Here is a 21,436-nt window from a genome sequence, read left to right on the forward strand (position 1 = left end):
TCGTTGCAATGGATATTTACAGTCCCTCATTTTCAATTGCAATGGTATATTCGGAAAGAGTTATATAATAACAATATTTGCATCTATACTTCTTGTTGGTTTAGGAATGCTGTTGAAAATTCAAGAGAATAAAACTACTGATTTTATTTCAGTTATAGGAATAGGGGCAATAATGTCATTATTTTTATTTATATTAGCAGTAGATTTTTCTTATATTGATGCAAATTTACATCAAAGTACACCGGATCCAACTTTTTTTCCGTTTTTTACGAATGGGGTGTATAATCGAAACTTCAGTTACATATTTACAATTATGTAAACTGATATTAAAATGTAGACCTTAAATTATGATTTCTACCTTTGAAATAAAAGGAAAATACAAATAAAAATAGAATATAAATATAAATATGATAAATAGCAGGGGGAATTTATATATGTCTTACGATATAGAAATAATTAGGAAAGATCAACATAAAACAAGTGAATGGTCTGGTGGTACAACAACTGAACTTTATATTTATCCTAAGGATTCACTATATGCTGATCGTAATTTTAAATGGAGGATGAGTTCTGCAAAGGTTGAAGTAGAACAATCTACATTTACATCTTTACCCGGAATATCTAGAATTATTATGATTGTTGAAGGAGAACTACTTCTTGAACATAAAGGGCATCATAGTACTACGTTAAAATCATTGCAGCAGGATAGCTTTAGTGGAGAGTGGATAACAAATAGTTTTGGTAAAGTTGTAGATTTTAATTTAATGATGGCACAAGGTTACAATGGAAAATTAGAATCCATTTCTTTTAATAAAGGTGAGATTAAAGATATAAGGTTACACAATAATATGGATGATGATGGAAAAATTTCTCGAATAACAGAAGCGTTTTACATAGTGAAAGGTTACATAGAAATAGATACAGGAATAAATGAGAAAATAACTCTTAATGAAGGTGACTTAGCGTTAGTAACTAGAACAGAGAAAGAAAACACTTCGGAATTTAAAATTCAAGGTAGCAGTCAGGAGGAGTCTAAAACTATAAGGGCTTCAATATTTTATTGTAAATAATTTAAAAAGTAATATCTATAGAAATTGGATGTGGTAAATTGGAAAAAAATAATTATCCGTTTTTAGCATTAATTAAATATATAGTGTATTTTCTAGTAGCAATTTCTGTTGTTATGACGGGAGAATATTCTATGGATATTATGACTAAATTCATTATTTGTATGCTGATATATATATTGAATACTCAGATAAGAATGTATTTTTTATATAAGAAGAAATACGCAGTGATAATTTCTCTTTTTATAGATTTAGTATTAATTTCTATAATCTATTATAGTTTTGGTGGGTTTATTTTTATATATTATTTCATTTCAGTTTTAGATGCTGCGTTGATGCTTCCGAAAGCATATGCATATGTAGTTATTTCATTTTTATATGCAGCTGTAGTAGTTCAAAGTAGTAAACCAGTTTATGGCAAGATGCAGAATTATATTTTAATTAATGTGATCTTTAATACGGTAATTGTAGTTATATTTGGAGTCTTGGGAAGATATATTGAAGAAGAAAGAGAGAGAAAAAGTGAAGCACAGCACTTATATGATAAGCTACGAATATCAGAGAAAAATTTAAAAGATACCTATGAAAAATTACAACAGTACTCAAGTACATTAGAAGAACTAACTATTTTAAGAGAAAGAAATAGAATATCAAGAGAAATTCATGATTCCGTTGGACATACCTTATCTACACTACTTATTCAGCTTCAAGCAATTCCTTATGTAATGAAAAATGACCAAAATGAAGGTGAAAAAATGGTGGATAATTTAGTCCAGTTCACTAAAAATGGCATTGAAAATGTTAGAAGGTCGGTAAAAGAGCTTAAACCAACGGATTTTGATAGTTATCAAGGGATTTTTGCACTTCAGGAACTTACTTCTAATTTTGAAAAACTTAGTGGAGTTAAGGTGAAGTTCATTGTTTCTAGTGAAGAATGGACATTGAATGGAGATCAGAGCTTCACTTTATATAGAATCATGCAGGAAGCACTTAATAATTCGATCAAGCATGGGAATGCATCTAGTGTTGTTATATCACTTCAATTTTCAGAAGATAGGTTATATTTACATATAAAAGATGATGGAAAAGGTTGCTTTAAAATTAAAAGTGGTTTTGGATTAAATGGAATAAAGCAGCGAGTGAACAGCCTAGGGGGAGAAGTTAGTGTTCATAGTAAAAAAGGCTTTGAAATTAATATATCTATACCGAAAATAGAGAGTTTGATAAAGTAATAAGGGGGAAGACTTTGGAAAAGATTAATATAGCGATTGCAGATGATGAAGCACTTATAAGAGAAGGGTTAAAGATTATATTAAGTGCTAATTCAGAAATAAATGTGGTTGGGCTATGTGGTAACGGAGAAGAAGCTCTAAAATTATGTAGAAATGAAAAAGTGGATGTAGTACTTATGGATATAAGAATGCCCTTGTGTGATGGAGTTATGGGTACCAAGCTTATAAAAAGTGAATTTAAGGATATAAAAATTCTAATATTAACTACATTTAAAGATGATGAGTATATATATGATGCTATGAAGTATGGTGCAAGTGGCTATCTTCTAAAAGATACATCCTATGATATTATTATGGATGGTATTAGAAGCGTGTATAGAGGCAATGTAGTTATGCATCCTGAGGTAGCGGCCAAAATAATAAATAATACTCAGGCTAGTTCCAAAAATACGCTGAGTAATATTATGGATAAATATAAGCTGACTTCAAGACAAGTAGAATTTATAATTGGCATTGGGACAGGACTTACAAACAAAGAAATTGCTAGTAATCTTTTTGTTACAGAGGGAACAGTAAAAAATCATATTACAGAAATACTATCAAAGCTTAAATTAAGAGATAGAACTCAAATAGCAATTTTTGCACTTAAAAATTCTTTAGTGAATTTTTAATTTTATGACCATTACTTAAGAACATGACTTAAGTAATGGTCAATTTTTTATAGTCATTACTTAACTCAATGGCTATAGTTATTGGAAATTTATATAATATAAATATAAAAAGATTATTTAAAGGGGTGTTGAGCTTGTCAATAATTGAGATAAATAATGTAACAAAAAGATATGAGGACAAATTAGCTGTTGATAGTATAAATCTTAATATAGAAAAAGGAGAGTTGTTTGGGCTGGTTGGGCCTAATGGTGCTGGGAAATCCACACTTATATCAATGATTTGTGGGTTATTAAAAGCTGATAGTGGAGATATAAGAATTTTTGATAATTGCATAAATAAAAAGCCTGTGGAAGCTAAAAGACACATAGGATTTATCCCACAGGAGGTGGCACTATATGAGAATTTAAATGCATATGATAATCTTGTATTTTGGGGTAGCATGTATGGATTAAAGGGAAACACGCTTAAAAATAGAATTAAGGAGGTTCTTGAAGCTACGGGACTTACTGACAGATCGAGGGACAAAGTAAAAAAATATTCGGGAGGTATGAAAAGGCGTCTTAATATTGCAGCGGCAATAATGCACCATCCAGATATTATCATTATGGATGAACCAACAGTGGGAATTGATCCTCAATCAAGAAATCATATACTGGAGTTTACTAAAAACTTAAATAGTGAATATGGGACAACGGTTATATATACAAGTCATTACATGGAAGAAGTAGAGAGTTTGTGTAATAGGATTGCAATATTAGATGAAGGCAGGGTCGTTGCTAGCGGTACTAAAGATGAAATTAAGAGAATGGTAACAAATGAAGAAAAATTAGAAATTATTGTAGATAATTTTAAAGAAGAAATCATATTAAAATTGAAGAGGATAGAGGGGGTTAAGAGAATAAAATATAGTGATCCGTTGCTAACTTTGACTGTTGAAAATTCGCAGAGGAATCTTCAGGATATTATTATGATCCTTATGTCTTCATCCGTAAGAATAAATAATATAAGTGTTGATTCACCAAACTTAGAAAGTGTATTTTTAAGTTTAACTGGAAAGAACTTAAGAGACTAAAAAATGTGGAGGTGGGAGAATTGAAAACATTTAGGATGTTTATAAAAGACATCAAGGTATTTTTAGGAAATATAAAATTTTATGTACTTATATATTTGATTATGCCTCTTTTATTAGGAGTTCTTTACGGTATGATGTATGAAAAACAACTTAATCCAGATAGGCATATTCCTATAGTAAATGTAGCCTTAATAGATATGGACAAAAGCTCATACACGGCTCCTTTAAAGAATATTCTTACAAATGATAATATGAAAAAGTTTATAGAACTCAGTGATGTAGCTGATATAAATGGAGTAAAAACTAAACTTGAAAAAGGAAAGCTTGAAACAGCAATAGTGATACCAAAGGGTTTTTCAGAAAAGGTTCAAAAGGGTGAAAATATTAATATAAAAATTTTAAAGTCACCTTCTTCTGGTATTGAATCACAGATTATTCTTGATATAGTAAATTCTTATGTTCAGGTACTTAATAATAATGCGAATATATTTTCTGTAATAGACGGGAGTGTTAATGATAAAGCGTCTATAGATATGCTCAAGGGAGCAGTTATAACTCAGACGCTTACATTAAATAGTGAAAGTTTTATAAATACAGTTAATATGACTAAAGATAAGAAACTTAATGGAGAGCAAATTTTTACAATTTCAATGTTAGCATTTATTAGCCTTTATCTATCAGTAATAGGGGCACAAAATATGATAAGAGAAAAAGAAGAGGGCACATTTGCAAGATTAAAATCTACCACTTTAAGTATGAGGAATTTGTATGTAGCTAAAATATGTTTTGTGTTTTTTATAACTCTAGTAGATATTACATTATACATGGGCATTTGCAAGGTCATTGGAATAAGCGTTGGAGACAGTTATGTGAAGCTGATTTTAATTAGTATTCTACATGCCTTTGCTATAACAGGTATTAGCGCTTTCATAATGAACTTATATAAAAGCCAGAAAAATTTAAATGCAAGCTTTACAGCAGTAATTATGATATTTGCTATGCTTGGTGGAAGTTTTTATCCACTTGAATATACTGGGGAAATTATGAGGAAAATTGCTAAAGTTACCCCTAATTACTGGATTCAGGATAGCTATAATAAAGTAGTGATTGGAGGAAGTCTAAAAGAGCTAACGGTAAATATTATAGTACTCTTAGGTCTTGGAATTTTAGGAATAGCTTTTGGTGCATTTTTCATGAGAAAAATAGAAGGAAATAATATATTTAAAGCATTAAATAAGGGAGAGAAGGTTCAGATATAGTAAGGGATTTTGAAAAAAATATTGTTAGGAGCAAGGAGGCGGAAAGAATGCAGGTTATTTATATGGCATTTTTACATTTAAAAAGAATGTTAAAACAGAAAACACCTATATTTTCCATGATTTTAATACCGGTTTTAGTAGTAGGCACAATTGCATATTTTACAAGAGATTCTAAAGATTCATTTAATGGGACTGTTGATATTACAATAGTTAATAAAGATAAGGGAAACTTAGGCAATAAACTTATAGAGGAATTAAAGACAGATAAAAATTTTATAATTAAGGAATCAGAACTTGAAGAGGTTAAAACAAAAGTAAAACAGAATAAGACAGGACTAGCTTTGCTTATACCTGAAGGCTTCACCGAAAATTTAGAAAATGGTAGTTTAAAGAAATTAGACATAATGAAATTGTCAGATAGTAATGTGGACATTGTTATTTCTAAAAAGGTAAATAATTTTGTAACTCAAAGACTTCTTTCAAATAAAGTTATGTCCGTTATAAAACAGAATGATATTGTGACAAATACAAGCTATGGTGAAATCTCAAGGAAAATAGATGCTTCTTTAAGTAATAATCCGGCAAAAGTGGAGATAGAAGAGATTAAAAAGGATGGAACGCGTACTTTATCAGGTTCATTATCTACAAGTCTTATAATTAATTTTCTTATGTTCTCAATGATATACATTGTCATAGAAATGGTGGAACTTAGAAATAATAAAACCCTAAGAAGAAGCATTTCAACACCAAATAAAAATGGTAGTATAATAGGCTCTGTCCTTTTATCTATGCTATTCTTATGTTGGGTTCAAATAGGACTTATGGTAATAGTAACAAAATATATTTTTCATATAAATTGGGGAAAATCAATGTTTGCAGTATTTTTAATATTTACTATTTTTATAGTGGTTGTTTTAAGTCTTGGATTATTAATATCAAGGTATGCTAAAAATCAATCTCAGGCTGTTGGTATTGTTAATTTAGTAGTAACACCAACATGTCTTATTAGTGGAACATTTATGCCACTTGGATTTTTTCCAGAAGTATTTAAGAAAATAGCTTATTTTACTCCACAAAATTGGGCATTGTCTGCACTTAATGATGTGGCATTAAAAAACAGTGGTGTCATAGATATCTTTCCAAAGTTAGGGGTCTTAATTCTATTTGCACTTGTCTTTTTCACAGCAGGATCAAGAGCATTAAAGGAAATGGTTGAAGTATAAGCGCATTACTATTTAAAAGAATAATAAACATTTGTTTGATAAAATCGTTTGTATAAGATCTCTTCGTATTGTCAACAATTTTAAAAAGTTAGTAAATAAAAAGGAGAGATTTTATATGAATAATGTATCAATAATTGGAAGAACAACAAGAGATTTGGAACTTAAGAATTTTAATGAGGGGAAAGGGTTTTATACTAGATTTACATTGGCAATTAATAAAGTATCACATAAAGATAAACAACCTGAAGCTGATTTTATAAACATTGTGGCATGGAATGGATTGGCGGAGACACTTTGTAAATATTTAAAAAAAGGAAGTCAAATTGCTATAACAGGTAGACTATCTAGTAATAGCTACACAGATAAAGAGGGAAATAAAAGATATAGCATAGAAGTTGTAGCAGAGGATTTTAAATTTTTAGATAATAAACAGCAAATAGTATAATAGTCATCGAGTTCAGGATGCTGAAGATTATCACCAAAAGTATCTACAAAAAAATTCTGGAGGTTACTGTCATATCAATTTAAATGAGAATAAGTTAAATCGTCTGCAGTTTACCGGCTAAAAGATTTTTTTCTTTCTTATTCAATATTTTCAATAGCCATTTTATATAATTAGACATATAATTATATAAAATGGCTATTGAAATGCTATGAGAGGGAGGAATTATTTGACAAATAAAAAATTGCTTGGTAATTCTAAAGATATTATAAAAAAGTGGCAATTATTTGTTTCAAAGGGTATTTTAAATAAAAATGGACTTCGAGATATTATCTCAAAGTCTTGGGAACGAAGTAAATTGAATGATATAGATCCATTTAAAAAGGAATTTCCAATTGAACTTACGCAAGATGATCTAAAAAAGAAGTATAAGGAATTTATGCCTCTATTACATACAGCTAAACCATTTATGCAAACACTGTACAATATAATACAAAATTCCGATTTTATGATTCGTTTAACAGATAGAGATGGATATGTATTAGATCATATTGGAGAGGATAGCTTAATGGGGCAAAATAAATTTCTGGTATTACAGGATGGATATAATGTAAAAGAAGAAGTAATAGGCACTAATGCTATTGGGCTTTCATTAATAACTGGTGAGCCAATACAAGTACTTGGTGGTGAACATTATTTACATGAGTATCATAATTGGACTTCATCTGCATGTCCTATAAAAAATGAAAAGGGCAGAGTTTTAGGGGTATTAAGCATCACAGGTAACTATGAATTTGTAAATCCACATACTTTAGGTATGGTAGTAGCTGCAGCAATGGCCATAGAAAAAGAAATGAAGTTAGAGTATTACAACAAAAAATTAAAAATAGTTAATGAACAATTTCATCAAATTACAGAATCAATTTCCGAGGGCATTATTAGAATAGATAATCAAGGTGATATAATTAGTATGAATAGATTTGCAAGAAAACTATTGGGGTATAGTGGGAAAGATGTACATAATATGCACATAAGTGATGTTTTATCTACTAATGGTGATAAGGATATTATAAATGTTATGAATAATGGAAAAGAGTATCAGGAGGAAGAAATAGATTTTACTACAAAAATGGGTAGAAATAAAACTTGTATAGTTAACGTTACCCCTATAAAAATTTTTAGCTCTAGTGACTTAGGCGGGGTGTTAATTACTTTTAAAGAAAATAAAGCAGTTCTAAGTATGATTAATAAAATTGTTGGAGCTAATGCAAGATATACTTTTGATGATATATTTGGAAAAAGTCAAAGTATAACCCATTCTATTAAATTAGCAGCAATTGCGGCTAAGACTGATGATACTATACTTTTGCAAGGAGAGAGTGGCACAGGCAAAGAAATGTTTACACAAGCTATACATAATGCTAGTAGAAGGAAAGATAGGCCCTTTGTATTTTTAAATTGTGGAGCTATTCCTCGTGATTTAGTTTCTAGTGAACTTTTTGGGTATGTAGAAGGTGCTTTTACTGGAGCTAAAAGAGGTGGACATCCAGGGAAATTTGAGCTCGCAAATGGAGGAACAATATTTCTTGATGAAATAGGAGATATGCCCTTAGACGCTCAGATAAGTTTACTTAGGGTTTTAGAAGACCACATGGTAGTAAGAGTTGGAGGACATGATGTTATACCAATAAATGTTAGAGTTATAGCGGCTACTAACAAAGATTTAAAAAAAGAAGTTGAACTAGGAAAATTCCGAAGTGATTTGTTTTATAGGATAAATGTTATGCCAATTTATATTGATTCTATTAGAGAGAGAAAAGAGGATATCAAGATATTTATTGATTATTTTTATGAGAAATTCAGTGAATCTAATGAAAAGAATATAAAAAAAATAAGTGAAAGCTTTTATAAAAGTATGATTAATTATAATTGGCCCGGAAACGTTCGCGAATTACAAAATGTTATGCAACTAGTATTAAATGTAGCTGAAAATAATAGTGTAATTACAAATAAGAGCTTGCCAAGTTATATAAATAAAAAAGAGAATGTTGGAGAATTAAGTGGTGCAAAGCAACTACTTACATTAGAACAAATCGAAAAAGATGCTATTATGCAAACATTGATTGATGTAAATGATAATATGGCAGCTGCTTCTAGAATATTAGGTATAGGGAGAACTACATTGTATAGAAAGATGGAAAAATATAAGATTAGTTAAATCATCTCCTGGGTCGCTGCAATAAGTTGAATTTATACATAAATAATGATCAGTGTAGAATACAGTAATCATTACTATTTAATATAATTATAAAAATCGTATCAAAGTGATACAAATGTTTCGAAATGGTACATGTAATCGTTAGCTATAGCAATATAGTGTGCCGTATTGGTACTATTTTAAATAATGAACTTTTAAAAAAAAACAAAAATTTCATTTAAAACAAAAAAATCAAGTTTATAAACCGTTGAAAATCAATGGGTTATAAACTTGATTTTTTTGTAAAAGAAAATTTGGCATGTTTGTTGCTATTTAAATATATAAAGAAACTAAGTGAAAATTCATAGGGGGATTTTTAAAATGTATTATGGAATTGTATATTTATATTTATTATTTTGGATTGTTCTATCAGCAAATGCAAAAGTTGAAACTATTTGTATTGGTATAATAATAAGTTTATTAGTTAGAAATTTAAATAAGGATTTGATGTATAGTAATAGACACGTAAATCCGAAAAAAAATATTGTAAAATGGGTATCCTACACAATTATGTTGATAAAAGAAATAATAGTTTCCAATTTTAATGTGGCAAAAATAGTTTTGAGCCCTCAAATAGTAATATCGCCACAAATAGTAACAATTAACACAAAAATAAAATCTGATTTTCTTAAAACAATATTTGCTAATTCTATAACATTAACCCCAGGAACCTTAACCATCTCAATGGATAGAGATAAAATTACTGTGCATTGTTTGAAAGATGAATTTGCAAATGGGCTAATTAATTCAGATTTTGAAAAAATAATTTTAGAAGTTGAGGAAGACATTTATGAGTAAACTATTGATTTTTTCCATTTTATTTTTATCAGGTACAATTTTTTTATGTATGCTGCGAGCAATTAAGGGACCAAGTGCAGCAGACAGACTTATTGCTATTAATGTTATAGGCACTAAAACTATTGTACTTATTCTTATAGTTTCATTTTTACTTAATGAAACTTATTTTGTGGATGTGGCAATAGTATATGCTTTGATTAGTTTTTTATCTTCTATTGTAATAGCTAAATTTATTGAAAATTCAGAAGGGAGAAATATATGAGGGATTTTATTGTTGCTATTTTTATCTTTGGAGGGTTATTCTTTTTCATGGTTGGAACACTAGGCATTATAAGATTTCCAGATGTGTTTACAAGAGCCCATAGCGCGGCTAAATGTGATACCTTAGGGGCTATATTATGCCTATCTGCATTAGTAGTATTAAATGGATTAAGTATGGTTAGCTTGAAAATTGTGTTAATTCTTGTATTTGTATGGATTGCGAATCCAACAGCCACACACTTAATTGCTAAGGCTGAGTATACTCGGCAAGTGTCTCTTGCGAAAATAAATGGGGTGAAAAAACATGAAGATATTTAGTTTGATAATGCTGATGTTTTTAATAGGCTCTGCTGTAATCGTTTCTACTATAAAAAGTTTACTTGGTGCAATAATAGTATTTATGGTTTATAGCCTTAGCATGACAATTCTATGGCAACAGCTAAATGCTCCCGATTTAGCAATAACTGAAGCCGCAGTTGGAGCAGGTATTACTACAATTTTATTTATACTTACACTAAAAAGAGTTAAAGGAGTAAGGAAATGAGAAAACTTTTATCTATTGGGATTACAACAACTTTAATTATGATTTTACTTTTGGGAGTTAATGAACTTCCGAAATTTGGACAATATGATAATCCTGCTAATAATGAAGTTGCACATTATTATATAGATAGAGCGACAGAAGAAACTGGAGCAATGAATATTGTTACAGGTATTATTTTAGATTACCGTGCCTTTGACACTTTTGTTGAGTCAAGTGTATTGTTCACTGCTTCAATTATAGTTTTGTTACTTCTAAAGAAGGAAAGGTACTCTAAGGATACAGGTACTTACGATATTATTATAAAAAGTACTATTTTAAAAGAAGTAAGCAAAGTACTAATACCTTGTATTCAGATTTTCGGAATTTATATAATTTTTTATGGACATCTAAGCCCAGGTGGGGGATTTGCAGGTGGAACGATTATAGGTACAAGTCTCATCTTATATAGAATAATTTATGGTAAAAAGTTCACAGATAAAAAATTACCTTACTCAAGATTAATAACCTATCTATGTGGAGCAATTATATTTTATGGATTATTAAAAGGGTATAGTTTTATAACCGGTGGAAATCATTTAGGGCTTCTGCAGCCTAGTTTAGGAACCCCAGGTAATATACTCAGTGGTGGATTTTTATTGCCACTTAACATATTAGTAGGAAGTATTGTAGCAATTACTATATACTTTTTTTTCACTTTATTTGACAGAGGAGAAATTTAATTATGGAAGGATTAATAAATAATTATTATGAGACTGGCGCAATCATACTGTTTGGAATTGGGTTTGCAATACTGTTATTGCATAATAATTTAATAAAAAAAATAATTGGTATGAATATAATGGATACAGCAATTTTTTTATTTTTTATTGCAAAAGGATATATTTTAGGAAAAGATGCTCCCATTATTATAGGGGCGCATAAAGGAATTCAAGGTTACATCAATCCTGTTCCATCTGCTCTTATGCTGACTGGGATAGTTGTAGCAGTCAGTACAACCGCATTTGCCCTTGCACTAACAGTGAGATTGTATGAAGGATACGGCACCATTGAATTAGATGAAATTATTAATATGAGGAGTGATTAAAATGAGCCTAATCGAGAGTTTTCCGCTTACAATTATATTGATCTTGTTCATTTCGGCGTTTATAATGCCTTTAATTAAAAAGACAAAGATTGTTAAGGGTATTAGTTTAATATCAATGACAATAGTCATGATTTTAGCATTGATAAATTTAATCTTTGTTATTAATAAGGGAGGATATCTGTATAGAATTGGACATTTTAATGCACCTTATGGAATTGAATTCCGCATTGGAATAATTGAGGCTATAATGGGTTTGGTTTTTACATTTGTTTCACTTATGATAATTTGGTATTCAATTTATAGTATAGAAAAGGAAATCAAAGAATCGAAGGTAGCTTTATATTATTTGCTTATAAACATTTTAATAGGCTCCTTACTCGGCGTAGTATATTCTAATGATTTGTTTAACTGTTTTGTATTTATAGAAGTAGCAACACTTGCGTCTTGTGGCACTATTATTGTTAAAGACAAAAAAGAAAACATAAAAGCCACTATGAAATATTTAATTATGAGTTGCCTCGGATCCGGTCTTGTACTTATGGGAATTGCTTATTTGTATTCAATGACTGGGCATTTGAATATAGACTACATTCATGAAACATTAATTAAAAGCTACTTAAATTATCCAAATGCAGTACTGATTTCTATAGTTTTATTTATTGTTGGTCTTGGAGTAAAAAGCGCTATGTTCCCACTTCATAATTGGCTGCCAGATGCCCATTCAAGTGCACCTACCTCCTCAAGTGCACTTTTATCTTCTTTAGTTTTAAAGGCTTTTGTTTTACTTTTAATTAAGATATTATATAGACTTTATGGAATGGAAATAATTAAGTATTATTCTGTTTTGAATATTATATTGATATTAGGTAGTTTAGGTATGATAATGGGCTCAGTTTTTGCTATCTTTCAAAAAAATATAAAAAGAGTTATAGCATATTCTACTGTGGCACAAATGGGGTATATATTTCTGGGTATAGGTCTTGGAACTGATTTAGGAGTTTCCATTGCTATATTCCATATTATTGGGCATTCGGTAACTAAATCAGCCTTGTTTTTATTAGTTGGGGGAATGATAGAGCAAACAGGACATAAAACATTAGAACATTTAAAGGGAATAGGGAGAGAAATGCCACTAAGCTTAGGATTATTTTCTATGGGTGCATTATCTATGATAGGAATTCCAATATTGCCTGGATTTATAAGCAAGTGGCACTTATCTTTAGCATCTATAGCATCTGGAGATACAATTTTAGTTGCAGTTATATTGCTCAGTAGTTTATTAAATGCAGTATATTATTTTCCAATCATAATAAATGGATTTTTTGGAGAAGAGAATATACAAGATAAAGTATATAAATCTAAAAGCAAACCTGTAAAAGAATTGATACCTGTAATTTTTCTAGTGATTTCAATGGTTTACGTGGGATTAACATCTAGTGGTATTATAGATTTAATTAGCCTAGGATTTAAGTAGAGGAGATGCTTCGCAGTTGAATAATATCACAATAATAATACCAATTTTATTCCCATTTATATTAGCAATAATTATGGCAACATTAAAATTAGATGAAAAGAAAAGAAATATCTTTGTTAGTATGGGTGTTATATTAAATTTTATTTTTCTAGTTACTATATTTTATGTGTTTGGAGAAAGTAGAATTCATCTATTCAAAATAAATGAATTTCTAGATATTTATTTTAAAATAGATAAGTTAAGTATATTGTTTTCTTTATTAGTTGCAATTTTATGGATTTTCACTACCTTCTATGCTATGGAATATATGAAACACGAAGGCAAAGAAAGAAAATTTTATACTTTTTTTCTTGCAACACTGGGGGTAACCATAGGAATTGCCTTTTCAGGAAATCTTATAACGCTTTACGCTTTTTATGAATTTCTTACCTTGTCAACCTTCCCGCTTGTAATTCACACAGATTCAAAAGAAGCGTTAAAAAGCGGGAAAAAATACCTGATATATTCATTTGTAGGAGCCACATTGGTTTTGCTTGGAATGATTTTATTATTCAGCATTACGAAGGATACAACATTTAATGCTCATGGTATTTTACCAGCACTAACAAATGATAATAAAAATCTATATTTGGTAAGTTACGTTTCCATGTTTTTAGGTTTTGGAGTTAAAGCGGCCCTTGTACCGTTTCATTCATGGCTGCCTGCAGCAATGGTTGCTCCAACTCCAGTTAGTGCACTGCTTCATGCAGTCGCCGTTGTAAAATCAGGAATTTTTGCTATTATACGGATGAGTTATTTTATCTTTGGGGCAGAAATAATCAGGCAGCTACATATAAATATATTTTTAAGTATTCTGATAGTAATTTCAATTTTAATGGGTTCATTCTTAGCATTACATCAAGAAAATTTAAAAAAGAGACTAGCTTACTCAACCATTAGTCAATTAGGATATGTATTATTAGGTGTGGTACTTTTAAATGAAGATGCATTTGTTGGAGGTCTCCTTCATTTAATTAATCATGCAGTAATTAAGATTGTTCTTTTTTTCTGTGTTGGAGCGATAATGTACACTACAGGAAAAACAGAGATTAGTCAGATTAGAGGTATTGGCAAACAGATGCCAATAACAATGGGATGTTTTAGTATAGCTGCAATATCACTTATCGGAATTCCACCAACAAATGGCTTTGTTAGTAAGTGGTTTCTGGCTCAGGGCGGACTTAGAGAAGGGAAAATGGTCTTTCCTGCAATATTGCTTATTAGTGCATTATTGACTGCACTATACCTTCTTCCAGTTATAACGGAATCCTTTTTCAAAAAAGGGGAGAACACTATGGTTAAAGAAGCACCAATAAAAATGTTACTACCCATAGTTATGATAACCATTATAGTTGTTTTACTTGGATTATTTCCTAATATGCTTATCTCATTTATTCAGAAAATTGCTAGTGAGGTAATTTAAGAAAGGAGGGTATTATATTGAAATCGACTACATATTTACTGTTTATTTTGCTGTTCCCATTTATTAGTTCTTTAATAGGCTACATTATAGGCAGAAAAAATGAAAAATATAGGGATATATTTAATATTGTAATGACTGCCATTGTACTTGTGGTTACTACTATATTATATAAATATGTTGTAGTACATCCAATAGAAGTGTCTATACCTTATATTATGGGTACAGGTCTTCATTTAAAATTGGATATGTTTAGATATGTTTTTGTCTGGCTTACAGCTATGATATGGTTTTTAACTACAATATATTCAACACAGTATTTAAAAAATCCTAAAAATAGGAATAGATATTATCTGTTTTTTATGCTAACCCTAGCAAGTACCATTGGAATTTTTATATCAGAAAACTTCTTAAATTTGTTTACTTTCTTCGAAATTATGTCTTTTACATCATATGTATTAATAATTAACGATGAAGATGATTATTCGCATGAGGCAGGAAATACTTACATTATAATGGCAGTAACTGGTGGTCTTATTTTGCTTATGGGATTATTTTTGCTATATAATTATACTCAAACATTAGATATCAGTGAACTTAGAGTTAGCGTAAGCAAGTTAGGTGATGTAAAGTATCTTATCGTAACTTTAATTATTATAGGTTTTGGTGTAAAAGCAGGAATGGTACCATTACACATATGGTTACCGAAGGCATATCCTGCAGCGCCAACACCTGCAACTATTGTTTTATCTGCAGTTTTAGCTAAGACCGGTATATTTGGAATTATATTAACTATTGAAGTAATTATGAGTGGAGATTTTATGATTTCTATTATTATTCTAGTGATAGGTCTTCTAAATATGTTCATTGGTGGTTTTCTAGCCATGATGCAGAGAAACATAAAAAGAATTCTTGCATATAGTAGCATGAGTCAAATTGGCTATATTCTTGTTGGAATAGGACTCATAGGAATTTTGAAAGAGCATAGGACTATAGCTATTTATGGTACATTGTATCATGTTATAAATCATGGAATTTTTAAAGCCTTATTATTTATGGGTACAGGAACCATATATTTAGTGCTAAATGAGGTTAGCATAAATAAAATTGGTGGCTTTGGAATTAATAAACATGTATTAAAGATAATATTTTTTATAGGCGTTCTATCAGTAATAGGGATGCCTGGTTTCAATGGCTTTACTAGTAAAACTATGTTACATGAGGCACTTATTTACGCTGAGCATATGTATGGGGGAATGTTTTTTAAAACATGTGAAATTGTGTTTATAATAAGTAGTAGTTTTACTGTAGCCTATTTACTAAAAATATTTGTAGCTGTATTTATAGAAAAAAGCAATCAAAACATTGAAAAAGCAAAAGCAAAGATAACAAGAATGACACTTTTACCAATGGTTATATTTAGTTTAATGAGTATTTATATTGGACTTAATCCGAGTGTAATATTACATGTGTTAGATAAGGCTTTAAAGACATTTGGAAATGCACAACCAATAGCCGTTAATTTCTACACTTTTAATAATATTAAAAGCTCCTTTATAATAATATTAATTGGTATCGTAATTTATACGGGATTCATAAGAAAAGTGTTAAAAAAGGGCGAAGGTACTAATTGGTATTATGTTAACCCAACTTTAAATTGGATAAGTTTAGAAAAACATATATATAAGCCCCTAGGAAAAAGTATCATTTTTATTAGTTGCTTTATTTTTCATATAATTGACCGTTCAGTAGTTAATAGTGTTACTTTTATAGGGGGCAGTATTGATTCAATTAGTAAAAGGGAAATTGATTATGGAAAATCTATTATAAGAAGAATGAGAAGCGGATTTGATAATTTATTTAGTACTCAAGATATTAACAAATGTAAAATTGCTAGGGAGGAGGAAAAGTCAGAAATTATAAATATAAAATCAAAAATAGCAGAAATAGGGTATAACATGAATAGCTTAACGTACTCACTATTTATATTTGGTATTCTACTCGTAGTGTGTTTATTATTTTTAATGTCCTAAAAAAAAAGCAAATATTTATTTGCTTTTTTTTAGAATATTTATAATTTCAAACTATTCTTATAAATATTAAGTATATCTTCTAGCCTTACAGGTGTAGGATGATTTTTTAACTTATTATTATTTAAGGTAATTTTGTCACTATAAGAACATATGTCTTCATAAGTTACACTATTTACATCACCAAGCATAGAGTTTAAAAAATAGCCAAGTTCATCTAAATTTTCTAGGGTTAATAGATATAAAATCTTTTTAACTTTACTTTTATTGGTGCAAAATTCTAAATATGACTTTAAAAGTACTCCATTTGCTTTACCATGTGGTATATTATGAAAATATGTAAGAGCATAACCCATTCCATGTGGAAGAGATGTTCCAGCTTGCGCTATAACCATACCAGCCAAAGTAGAAGCTACCATTAGTTTTTTTCTTATAGTGTAGGTGAAATTTTTTTCTTTTATCATATTTAGACATTCACCAAATAACTTCAATCCCTTTTCTGCTAAAGCATCACTTAATATACTTGCGTTTGTTGACAAATATCCTTCTATTAAATGTGATAAAGCGTCTATTGAAGTATTAATAGTTATTTCCTCTGGCAAAAACATTAGATATTTTACATCCAGTAGAGCATATTCAGGAAATACCTTTTGACATATACCATGCTTTGTTTGTAGTTCATTATCTGTAACTATAGAATAAGGAGTTGTTTCAGTTCCTGTTCCAGCTGTGGTTGGTACGGCAATCACAGGTATAGATTTTAAATGTGGACTATCAAATAAATTATATCTTGTAGCATTTGGGTTGTTTATTAAGACACCTGCTGCTTTTGCGGCATCAATGGGAGATCCCCCTCCAATACCAATAATGAATTTAGATTTTTGTGTTTTTCCAAGTCTTGAAATGTTTTCTACAGTTTCTAAAGAGGGATTTTCTTCTACATCATTAAAGATCTCATAGGCAATTCCTTCTTTTTCCAATGCATTAGTAACATCTTTTAGTGATCCATTAATGACTGAAGAGGTTTTACCAGTAACGATTAAAGCTTTTTTTCCATAAGTATAAAACAAGTTGCTGTTTTTTAGTACTACGTCTTCATCTAGTAATATTTTTGTCGGCATGTAGTAATTAATAAAATTCATAGTATATCCTCCTTTTATAATAGTACATTTTGTATATATTATAGCATTAGTCACATTAAAATAAATAACAAGTCAAATATACTAGTAACTGATTCGTTATTTTAACGTTATTAATTCAATATATTTCCTTGGAAATATATTGAATTAATTGACTATGCTTGTGGTATAAAATAAAAAAAAATTTTTCAACAATTGATTTTTTATTAATATACTTATATACTTACTGTGAAGAACTATTTATATATATTAAGTTGAACTTTAAATCAATTTTATTTTATAATAGATTATAAAATTTGCTTAGAATTACTTGGCGAAAAAAATACATTTATAGTGTTATTCATTTGTTAAGGAAAATTTAGTTTTTAAAAATTTTTTTAATAGGAGATATATATTTATACAGTAACTAAAATAATATTAGGAAGTGATATAGTGGAAGAACGATTACAAAAATTTATGGCAAGATGTGGTGTGGCGTCACGAAGAAAGTGTGAGGCAATAATTACGCAAGGAAGAGTAAAAGTAAATGATTTAATGGTTACAGAACTTGGTAATAAAATTGACCCTGAAAAAGATACGGTACATGTGGATAATAAAACTATCAATATAGAAGAAAATAAAGTTTATATTGCATTAAATAAACCAGAAGGTATAGTATCTACTGTAAAGGATGAAAAAGAAAGAAAAACTATTATAGATTTAGTGAATGTAAAAGAAAGAATATATCCCATAGGACGGTTGGATTATGATACATGTGGGTTAATTATATTAACGAATGACGGAGATATCTATAATAAGGTGATTCACCCAAGACAAGCAATTAATAAAGTTTATTTAGCAATACTAGAAGGATGCCCAAATGAGGAAGAAATATCTAAGTTCTGTAATGGAATAGATATTGACGGATACATTACAGCGAAAGCGGATTTTGAAATGACTAAGAGGGTCGGATTCAACTGCTGGGCTACAATTACTATACATGAAGGAAAAAATCGTCAAATCAGAAAAATGTGTGATGCAATTGGCCATCCAGTTATCGCATTAAAAAGGGTTTCTGTCGGCAATATTTTATTAGGAAATATGGAAAAAGGTTCATGGAGAAACTTGACTGAAGATGAAATAAAATATTTGAAAAATCTATAATTAAATGATGCATTTTATGTGGGATATGAAAGGATTTTTCATTTTATTTAGTTGGAATTAACATAGAAAGGATTGAGTTGGTTATGGAAAACAGCAAAAAAGATTTGATGAGGTCTATTCAAATCAGGTTTCCACGGTTAAGTAAAGGACAAAAATTAATAGCAGAATATATTTTAAAACACTATGATAAGGCAGCATTTATGACAGCTGCTAAATTAGGTGCTAGTGTAGGAGTAAGTGAATCTACTGTTGTAAGATTTGCTAATGAGTTAGATTTCACTGGTTATCCAAAACTACAGAAAGCTCTTCAAGAATTAATTAAAAATAAACTAACTACTGTTCAAAGAATTGAGTTGTCTAACGACTTCATTACGCAAGAAAATGCATTAAAAGGTGTATTAAAAGCTGATATGGAAAATATTAGAGCTACCCTTGAGAAGATTAATTATAAAACTTTTGAGGAGATAGTAAATTCACTATTTAGGGCTGAAAGAATATACATAATCGGACTTAGAAGTTCATCTGCATTAGCAGAATTTTTGGGCTTTTATTTAAATCTTATTTTAGATAATGTTAAAGTTGTAGCATATGGTGTCAGCGATATATTTGAGCAGATGCTTAATGTTAATGAAAAAGACGTAGTGATTGGAATAGGGTTTCCAAGGTACGCAACAAGAACAATTGAAGCTTTGACTTTTGCTAAAAGCAGAAATGCTAAGGTTGTAGCAATTACAGATGGTTTATTATCTCCACTAGCTGCTAAATCTGACTATACATTAATAGCTCAAAGTAATATGGCTTCATTTGTTGATTCTTTAGTAGCACCACTCAGTGTAATAAACGCATTAATTATTGCTGTGGGATTAAGAGAAAAAGAAAAAATTTCAAGTACATTTGCTACTTTGGAGACCATATGGGAAGAATATCAAGTTTATTCTTATAAAGATAAAGATTAAGGATAATTAGTGCATATATTTATTTGAATTGCGGTATTTATTTTTAAATAAGGTCGAATAAATTAATGTATTATAAGGGAGTGATTAGGTGGCAAAAGTAGTTATTATTGGAGGAGGACCAGCAGGCATGATGGCAGCTGTTACAGCTTCATCAAAACATGATGTGGTACTCATTGAAAAAAATGAAAAATTAGGAAGAAAACTTTATATAACTGGGAAAGGTAGATGCAATATTACAAATGCGAGGGATATTGGTGATTTTTTTGAACATATACCATGTAATCCTCATTTTTTATATAGTTCTTTATATTCCTTTACTAATGAAGATACAATGAATTTTTTTAAAGAATTAGGAGTTAACCTTAAGGTAGAAAGAGGAGATAGAGTATTTCCGCAGTCAGATAAGTCTTCGGATATTATAAAAGCGTTTAATACGGAATTAAAAAATAAAAATGTTAAAGTGCAATTAAACTCAAAAGTGAAAAAGCTAGTTAGGGATAATCAGAAGATTGTCGGAGTCCAGCTTTCAGATGGAAGTTATGTTTATGGAGATTATTTTATATTATGCACCGGTGGTTTATCATATCCACAAACAGGATCATCTGGTGAAGGTCTATCTTATACTCGTTCTTTAGGACACAATATAATTAAACCTAAAGCATCACTTGTACCAATAGAATTTGATGAAACATGGGTTGCAGATTTACAGGGTCTCTCTCTAAAAAATGTAGAATTAAAAATTACTGATAGTAAGAATAAGAGTCTATATAAAGAGTTTGGGGAAATGCTTTTTACTCATTATGGTGTTTCAGGACCTATTGTTTTAAGCGCAAGTAGTTTTATAAAAGAAAGAGAAAAATTTAAGGCTGTGATAAATCTTAAACCAGCTTTAAGTGAAGTTGAACTTGACAAGCGAGTTCAAAATGATTTCTTGAAATATGCAAACAAAGCTTTTAAGAATTCATTAGATGATTTACTTCCTAGAAAAATGATTAATACAATAATTCAATTATCTAATATTGATGAAAATAAAAAAGTGAATTCTATTACTAAAGAAGAAAGAAAAATCGTAGTAAATTTACTTCAAAATTTAACGTTTAATATTAAGTGCCTTCGACCAATAGAAGAGGCAATTATAACTAGTGGTGGAGTAGATACTTTAGAGATAGATGCTTCTACCATGAAATCAAAAAAAATTGATAATCTTTATTTTGCAGGTGAAATGATAGATGTAGATGCATATACAGGTGGTTATAATCTACAAATAGCATTATCAACAGGGAATTTAGCTGGAAATAATGTAGGGGTAATTTAATACTACTTC

Annotated in this window: 21 protein-coding genes; 20 read left to right on the forward strand and 1 reads right to left on the reverse strand. The window is 29.6% G+C overall.

The genetic code is table 11. From position 1 onward, the window contains the following. Positions 1-434 precede the first annotated feature (434 nt). The 17 genes from ACWJJ7_RS01400 (at position 435) to ACWJJ7_RS01480 (ending at position 16,877) form a co-directional block, all read left to right on the forward strand. Positions 435-1,070, forward strand: a complete 636-nt coding sequence (locus tag ACWJJ7_RS01400; protein WP_462963599.1) for a HutD/Ves family protein — start codon at positions 435-437, stop codon at positions 1,068-1,070. A gap of 38 nt (positions 1,071-1,108) precedes the next feature. Further along, on the forward strand, positions 1,109-2,299 hold the full coding sequence (locus ACWJJ7_RS01405) for a histidine kinase (protein ID WP_462963600.1): 1,191 nt from the start codon (positions 1,109-1,111) through the stop codon (positions 2,297-2,299). Positions 2,300-2,313: 14 nt separating this feature from the next. Continuing rightward, positions 2,314-2,970: a response regulator transcription factor gene (locus tag ACWJJ7_RS01410; protein WP_462963601.1), complete on the forward strand. Its 657-nt coding sequence runs from the start codon at positions 2,314-2,316 to the stop codon at positions 2,968-2,970. 134 nt (positions 2,971-3,104) lie between these two features. Continuing rightward, the gene (locus ACWJJ7_RS01415; RefSeq protein WP_462963602.1) at positions 3,105-4,043 is read left to right on the forward strand and encodes an ABC transporter ATP-binding protein; all 939 of its coding nucleotides are present in this window, start codon (positions 3,105-3,107) and stop codon (positions 4,041-4,043) included. A gap of 20 nt (positions 4,044-4,063) precedes the next feature. Next, a complete protein-coding gene (locus ACWJJ7_RS01420; protein ID WP_462963603.1) occupies positions 4,064-5,302 on the forward strand; it encodes an ABC transporter permease in 1,239 nt (412 codons plus the stop codon). A gap of 47 nt (positions 5,303-5,349) precedes the next feature. Further along, the gene (locus ACWJJ7_RS01425; RefSeq protein WP_462963604.1) at positions 5,350-6,525 is read left to right on the forward strand and encodes an ABC transporter permease; all 1,176 of its coding nucleotides are present in this window, start codon (positions 5,350-5,352) and stop codon (positions 6,523-6,525) included. A 115-nt stretch (positions 6,526-6,640) separates the two neighbouring features. Then, positions 6,641-6,970, forward strand: coding sequence for a single-stranded DNA-binding protein (locus ACWJJ7_RS01430; protein ID WP_462963605.1), 330 nt, complete (start codon positions 6,641-6,643; stop codon positions 6,968-6,970). Positions 6,971-7,196: 226 nt separating this feature from the next. After that, positions 7,197-9,185, forward strand: a complete 1,989-nt coding sequence (locus ACWJJ7_RS01435; protein WP_462963606.1) for a sigma-54-dependent Fis family transcriptional regulator — start codon at positions 7,197-7,199, stop codon at positions 9,183-9,185. A 360-nt stretch (positions 9,186-9,545) separates the two neighbouring features. After that, a complete protein-coding gene (locus ACWJJ7_RS01440) occupies positions 9,546-10,022 on the forward strand; it encodes a Na+/H+ antiporter subunit E (RefSeq protein ID WP_462963607.1) in 477 nt (158 codons plus the stop codon). After that, entirely contained in the window at positions 10,015-10,284 is a 270-nt protein-coding gene (locus ACWJJ7_RS01445; RefSeq protein ID WP_462963608.1) for a monovalent cation/H+ antiporter complex subunit F, read from the forward strand. The genes ACWJJ7_RS01440 and ACWJJ7_RS01445 overlap by 8 nt, the downstream gene beginning before the upstream one ends. After that, positions 10,281-10,601 (forward strand): monovalent cation/H(+) antiporter subunit G, encoded by a 321-nt coding sequence (gene mnhG / locus ACWJJ7_RS01450; protein ID WP_462963609.1) that lies wholly within the window; start codon positions 10,281-10,283, stop codon positions 10,599-10,601. Before ACWJJ7_RS01445 ends, mnhG begins: the two co-directional genes overlap by 4 nt. Next, on the forward strand, positions 10,588-10,827 hold the full coding sequence (locus ACWJJ7_RS01455; protein ID WP_462963610.1) for a hydrogenase subunit MbhD domain-containing protein: 240 nt from the start codon (positions 10,588-10,590) through the stop codon (positions 10,825-10,827). The genes mnhG and ACWJJ7_RS01455 overlap by 14 nt, the downstream gene beginning before the upstream one ends. After that, positions 10,824-11,546, forward strand: a complete 723-nt coding sequence (gene mbhE / locus ACWJJ7_RS01460; protein ID WP_462963611.1) for a hydrogen gas-evolving membrane-bound hydrogenase subunit E — start codon at positions 10,824-10,826, stop codon at positions 11,544-11,546. Before ACWJJ7_RS01455 ends, mbhE begins: the two co-directional genes overlap by 4 nt. Positions 11,547-11,548: 2 nt before the next feature. After that, positions 11,549-11,911, forward strand: a complete 363-nt coding sequence (locus ACWJJ7_RS01465) for a sodium:proton antiporter (protein WP_462963612.1) — start codon at positions 11,549-11,551, stop codon at positions 11,909-11,911. A 1-nt stretch (position 11,912) separates the two neighbouring features. After that, positions 11,913-13,385 (forward strand): complex I subunit 5 family protein, encoded by a 1,473-nt coding sequence (locus ACWJJ7_RS01470; RefSeq protein WP_462963613.1) that lies wholly within the window; start codon positions 11,913-11,915, stop codon positions 13,383-13,385. A gap of 16 nt (positions 13,386-13,401) precedes the next feature. Continuing rightward, positions 13,402-14,847, forward strand: coding sequence for a proton-conducting transporter transmembrane domain-containing protein (locus tag ACWJJ7_RS01475; RefSeq protein WP_462963614.1), 1,446 nt, complete (start codon positions 13,402-13,404; stop codon positions 14,845-14,847). Between the two features lie 17 nt (positions 14,848-14,864). After that, complete coding sequence (locus ACWJJ7_RS01480) at positions 14,865-16,877, forward strand: complex I subunit 5 family protein (protein ID WP_462963615.1); 2,013 nt, start codon at positions 14,865-14,867, stop codon at positions 16,875-16,877. A gap of 38 nt (positions 16,878-16,915) precedes the next feature. Here the strand turns inward: ACWJJ7_RS01480 and ACWJJ7_RS01485 are convergent, their stop codons facing one another. After that, the gene (locus ACWJJ7_RS01485; RefSeq protein ID WP_462963616.1) at positions 16,916-18,016 is read right to left on the reverse strand and encodes an iron-containing alcohol dehydrogenase family protein; all 1,101 of its coding nucleotides are present in this window, start codon (positions 18,014-18,016) and stop codon (positions 16,916-16,918) included. Between the two features lie 429 nt (positions 18,017-18,445). Between ACWJJ7_RS01485 and ACWJJ7_RS01490 the strand changes: the two genes are divergently transcribed. The 3 genes from ACWJJ7_RS01490 (at position 18,446) to ACWJJ7_RS01500 (ending at position 21,427) form a co-directional block, all read left to right on the forward strand. Then, positions 18,446-19,156: a pseudouridine synthase gene (locus ACWJJ7_RS01490; protein WP_462963617.1), complete on the forward strand. Its 711-nt coding sequence runs from the start codon at positions 18,446-18,448 to the stop codon at positions 19,154-19,156. 83 nt (positions 19,157-19,239) lie between these two features. Beyond that, positions 19,240-20,112 carry a MurR/RpiR family transcriptional regulator gene (locus tag ACWJJ7_RS01495; protein WP_462963618.1) on the forward strand — a complete coding sequence of 291 codons (873 nt, stop codon included), beginning with the start codon at positions 19,240-19,242 and terminating at the stop codon, positions 20,110-20,112. Positions 20,113-20,239: 127 nt separating this feature from the next. After that, a complete protein-coding gene (locus ACWJJ7_RS01500; protein WP_462964909.1) occupies positions 20,240-21,427 on the forward strand; it encodes a BaiN/RdsA family NAD(P)/FAD-dependent oxidoreductase in 1,188 nt (395 codons plus the stop codon). The last annotated feature ends 9 nt before the right edge of the window (positions 21,428-21,436 follow it).

The sequence above is a fragment of the Clostridium sp. CM042 genome (assembly GCF_055080995.1).

What these genes read in the sequence shown, in the direction of transcription:
- ACWJJ7_RS01440 (WP_462963607.1), top strand. Translation starts at nt 9,546, where the DNA reads ATGTATTATGGAATTGTATATTTATATTTATTATTTTGGATTGTTCTA.
- ACWJJ7_RS01430 (WP_462963605.1), top strand. Translation starts at nt 6,641, where the DNA reads ATGAATAATGTATCAATAATTGGAAGAACAACAAGAGATTTGGAACTT.
- ACWJJ7_RS01455 (WP_462963610.1), top strand. Translation starts at nt 10,588, where the DNA reads ATGAAGATATTTAGTTTGATAATGCTGATGTTTTTAATAGGCTCTGCT.
- ACWJJ7_RS01485 (WP_462963616.1), bottom strand. Translation starts at nt 18,016, where the DNA reads ATGAATTTTATTAATTACTACATGCCGACAAAAATATTACTAGATGAA.
- ACWJJ7_RS01500 (WP_462964909.1), top strand. Translation starts at nt 20,240, where the DNA reads ATGATGGCAGCTGTTACAGCTTCATCAAAACATGATGTGGTACTCATT.
- ACWJJ7_RS01425 (WP_462963604.1), top strand. Translation starts at nt 5,350, where the DNA reads ATGCAGGTTATTTATATGGCATTTTTACATTTAAAAAGAATGTTAAAA.
- ACWJJ7_RS01465 (WP_462963612.1), top strand. Translation starts at nt 11,549, where the DNA reads ATGGAAGGATTAATAAATAATTATTATGAGACTGGCGCAATCATACTG.
- mbhE (WP_462963611.1), top strand. Translation starts at nt 10,824, where the DNA reads ATGAGAAAACTTTTATCTATTGGGATTACAACAACTTTAATTATGATT.
- ACWJJ7_RS01445 (WP_462963608.1), top strand. Translation starts at nt 10,015, where the DNA reads ATGAGTAAACTATTGATTTTTTCCATTTTATTTTTATCAGGTACAATT.
- ACWJJ7_RS01400 (WP_462963599.1), top strand. Translation starts at nt 435, where the DNA reads ATGTCTTACGATATAGAAATAATTAGGAAAGATCAACATAAAACAAGT.
- ACWJJ7_RS01495 (WP_462963618.1), top strand. Translation starts at nt 19,240, where the DNA reads ATGGAAAACAGCAAAAAAGATTTGATGAGGTCTATTCAAATCAGGTTT.
- ACWJJ7_RS01470 (WP_462963613.1), top strand. Translation starts at nt 11,913, where the DNA reads ATGAGCCTAATCGAGAGTTTTCCGCTTACAATTATATTGATCTTGTTC.
- mnhG (WP_462963609.1), top strand. Translation starts at nt 10,281, where the DNA reads ATGAGGGATTTTATTGTTGCTATTTTTATCTTTGGAGGGTTATTCTTT.